This is a genomic window from Paenibacillus agaridevorans (assembly GCF_003112455.1).
In the GTDB taxonomy this organism is placed as follows: Bacteria; Bacillota; Bacilli; order Paenibacillales; family Paenibacillaceae; genus Pristimantibacillus; species Pristimantibacillus agaridevorans.
Genome location: NZ_BDQX01000269.1, coordinates 11,518 through 15,339 on the forward strand (window position 1 = coordinate 11,518; position 3,822 = coordinate 15,339).

Consider the following 3,822-nt stretch of genomic DNA (forward strand, 5'->3'; position numbering starts at 1 on the left):
GGCGCGGGGCGCCGGCGTAGCGACCGAGCTGATCCGCGCAAGCGCCGCCTATGCCAGGGAGCAGGGCGCCGCAACGCTCCATCTTCATACTTCCGATCTGATGGACGCGGCGATCCGCTTGTACGAACGGTTGGGGTTCGAACGGGCGTACGACAAGGAATTTATGAACGGAGATATTCTGGTTAAGAGTTATCGTCTTCATCTCGCAGACAGCACGCTGCTGCAACAACATTGATTATGTAATCGAGCATGATCGAAATACACAGACACGGATAGGGAGGAATGGACATGAGCAGTCGCAAACCAATCAAATTCGGCGCCATTATTCACGGTGTAGGGGGGAATATATCCGGCTGGCGCCATCCCGAAGTACCCGCGGATGCAAGCGTTAGCCTTGACTTCTACAAAAGGCAGGCCGCTACCGCGGAAAAAGGGAAGTTCGACCTGGTCTTCATCGCGGATGGTTTATACATTAACGAAAAATCGATTCCTCATTTCCTGAACCGTTTCGAGCCTATCACCATCCTTTCTGCTCTTGCGTCGGTCACTTCCAAGATCGGGTTGGTTGGCACGTTATCGAGCTCGTACAGCGAACCGTTCAACGTCGCCCGCCAATTCGGCTCCCTGGACCACATTAGCGGTGGCCGCGCAGGCTGGAATGTCGTAACCTCTCCGCTCGAGGGGTCGGCCGGCAACTTCGGCCGCGACCATCATCCCACGCATGACGAGCGATATGAGATTGCCGAAGAATATTTGGAAGTCGTACGAGGATTGTGGGACTCTTGGGAAGACGACGCCTTCGTGCGCGACAAGGCATCCGGCGTTTTCTTCGATCCGTCGAAGCTGCATCGGCTCGACCACAAGGGCAAGCACTTTTCCGTGACGGGTCCGCTCAATATCTCCCGCTCCAGCCAAGGCCATCCCGTCATCTTTCAGGCGGGTTCGTCGGAGAGCGGCAAAAATCTGGCCGCGAAGGAAGCGGATGCCGTTTTTACCGGACATGAGAACATCGAAGAAGCCAAGGCTTTCTATAAGGATGTAAAAGAACGGACTGCGGCGGCAGGCCGTTCGGTCGACGATATCGTTATTCTCCCCGGCATCGGCCCCATTATCGGCAAGACGGAGGAGGAGGCGGAGCGCAAGTACGAGGAGCTGGCCGCTCTCGTCTCCATCGAGAACGCGCTCAATTACTTGGGTCGGTTCTTCGAGCATCACGACTTCTCGCAATATCCGCTCGACGAGCCGTTCCCGGAGCTTGGCGATCTCGGCAGCAACAGCTTCCGCAGCGGCACCGACAAGATCAAAAAGACGGCAAAGGAGAAGGGACTGACGCTCCGCCAGGTAGCCCTGCAGTCGGCAACGCCGCGGACGCCTTTCATCGGAACGCCGGAGAGAATCGCCAATCTCATTCAGCAATGGCATGAAGAGGAGGCAGCGGACGGTTTTATCGTGCATACCCATATCCCTAGCGGCTTGGAGGACTTCGTAGAGCTTGTTGTGCCGATTCTGCAGCAGCGCGGATTATACCGCGAAGACTACGAGTCGTCCACGCTGCGCGGTAACCTTGGATTGCCGATTCCGGAGAATCGATATGCGAAGCAGGCCGTTGAGGTGGAACAAGCGTAATTGCAGAAAAAGAGAGGCGTCAATCCGGGGCGCCTTTTTGTCTTTGTTGTTAGCTTTAGCTTCGCAGGTCCTCGGTTGGTCGCTTGCCCATATTCATTTTTTTCCTCGAGACCCGAAAACTCCCCCGACTCGAACGGGGGAATAAGTACAAAATAATATGTACACAATATGCCAAACATTCGGCAACGCGACGAAAATACGGATCTGGGATGGGATGAAAATTGAAAAAGAACAGCTGGTGTAACGGGTTGATCGGTATGATAAGCATTGTCTTACTGTGCGGATATGTACCGCAAGCCCATAACCGAAATTATTATGAGATGCGAGGCGAAGCCATGTGGGAGGTGGCAACGGACGAGCAGCTCATCGCATTTACATTCGACGACGGTCCCAATGCAAACATGACGCCGCTGATTTTGGACTTATTAAAGGAATATGAGGCCAAAGCGACCTTCTTTGTCGTAGGCAACCGTATCGACAAAAATGTCGATATTATAAGGCGGCAAGCCGATGAAGGGCATGAAGTGGCCAATCATACTTTCAGCCATGTGTTCTTTAACGGGAATCAATCTCTTCAAGCCATCGATAACGAAATTTTGCAAACCAAACATAAAATCGAAGAAGTGACGGGGCAGGATTCCCCCTGGTTCCGCCCGCCGGGAGGATACATCAACGACACCGTCATTTCCTCTGCTCGCAAACATGGCTATACCGTTACGTTATGGTCGTGGCATCAGGATACAAATGATTGGCGTTCTCCCGGCGTAGACGCTATTGTCAAAAAGGTGTTGAACAATGCGCATAACGGTGACATCGTCCTCATGCATGACAACGTGCGGGGTTCGACTCAAACCTACCGCGCCCTCAAGATCATTTTGCCCGAGCTGAAGGCCCGCGGTTTCCGCTTTGTGACGATATCTGATCTGGTAAAGTCCAAACGTTCGAACGAGGCGCATCAGGGGGATGTGGGGGAATAGGATTGTTGACACAATCGATTGTATACGGAATCCGGCCTGAAAATGGGGTCGGATTTTTTGTGTTTCTTCAATTAGAAAATGTCATTAAAAATTGCTGAAAATATATAGTGATAACGGCAAGCACACAGTCTCGTTGAACGAAGCATTCATATACTAATTTGGAGTAATTAGGAGGTGAGGCGGGTGGCTAACCATCCAAAGAAAAAAAAGACCATGAAGTTACTTAGCAACAAAAAAGTTAAATTGAATAGAAACCTTGGTAAAACCAAGAAGCATGATTGCGACAAGCCAAAGGGACACGGGCATCATGATGTTTTGTTCCATGTGATCGGGCCAAACGGTGAGGCTCCGGTTGAGGAATGCGGTAATCTCACTTTCGAATCCGATACGATTGATATTACCGTAACGGAAGGTTCTGCGAGAGTACGTCTCGAAGCCGAAAGAGGAAGACGCGGGAAACGCGGGAAACGTGGCAAACGCGGGAAACATGGGAAACATGGGAAAAGAGGCGAAACGGGGGCCTCAGGGGCAACAGGCGCGACTGGTGCTGCAGGCGCCACGGGCGCGACTGGCTTAGCCGGGCAGACGGGGGCGACAGGTGCTGATGGCCAGACGGGGGCAACCGGCGCAGACGGGCAGGCGGGAGCGACAGGACCGACTGGTCCAACGGGGGCAGATGGAGCGACAGGCTCGACAGGAGTAGCGGGTGCAACTGGAGCAACAGGGGCAGATGGAGCAGCGGGCGCAACTGGAGCAACAGGGGCAGATGGAGCAGCAGGTGCAACTGGAGCAACTGGAGCAGACGGAGCAACGGGTGCAACGGGATCAGACGGGGCAACTGGATCGCCTGGTGCCGATGGGGCAACAGGGCCGACAGGTCCGACGGGCCCAACGGGAGCAGACGGTGCGACAGGCTCGACAGGAACAGCAGGTGCAACTGGAGCAACAGGAGCAGACGGTGCAACGGGGGCTACGGGAGCGGATGGGGCAACTGGATCGCCTGGTGCCGATGGGGCAACAGGGCCGACAGGTCCGACGGGCCCAACGGGAGCAGACGGTGCGACAGGCTCGACAGGAGCAGCAGGTGCAACTGGAGCAACAGGAGCAGACGGAGCAACAGGTGCTGCGGGAGCGGATGGGGCAACGGGTCCGACAGGCCCAACGGGAGCAGACGGTGCGACAGGCTCGACAGGAGCAGCAGGTGCAACTGGAGCAGACG

Annotated in this window: 3 protein-coding genes and 1 pseudogene; all 4 read left to right on the forward strand. The window is 54.8% G+C overall.

From position 1 onward, the window contains the following. On the forward strand, positions 1–235 hold a 235-nt coding region (locus tag PAT3040_RS38920), incomplete at its 5' end, for a GNAT family N-acetyltransferase (RefSeq protein ID WP_258235104.1). Between the two features lie 53 nt (positions 236–288). After that, positions 289–1,626: an LLM class flavin-dependent oxidoreductase gene (locus PAT3040_RS22145; RefSeq protein ID WP_108994418.1), complete on the forward strand. Its 1,338-nt coding sequence runs from the start codon at positions 289–291 to the stop codon at positions 1,624–1,626. 221 nt (positions 1,627–1,847) lie between these two features. Then, positions 1,848–2,603, forward strand: coding sequence for a polysaccharide deacetylase family protein (locus PAT3040_RS22150; RefSeq protein WP_246608629.1), 756 nt, complete (start codon positions 1,848–1,850; stop codon positions 2,601–2,603). Between the two features lie 183 nt (positions 2,604–2,786). Continuing rightward, a pseudogene (locus PAT3040_RS22160) lies at positions 2,787–3,822 on the forward strand (hypothetical protein); the annotation flags it as partial.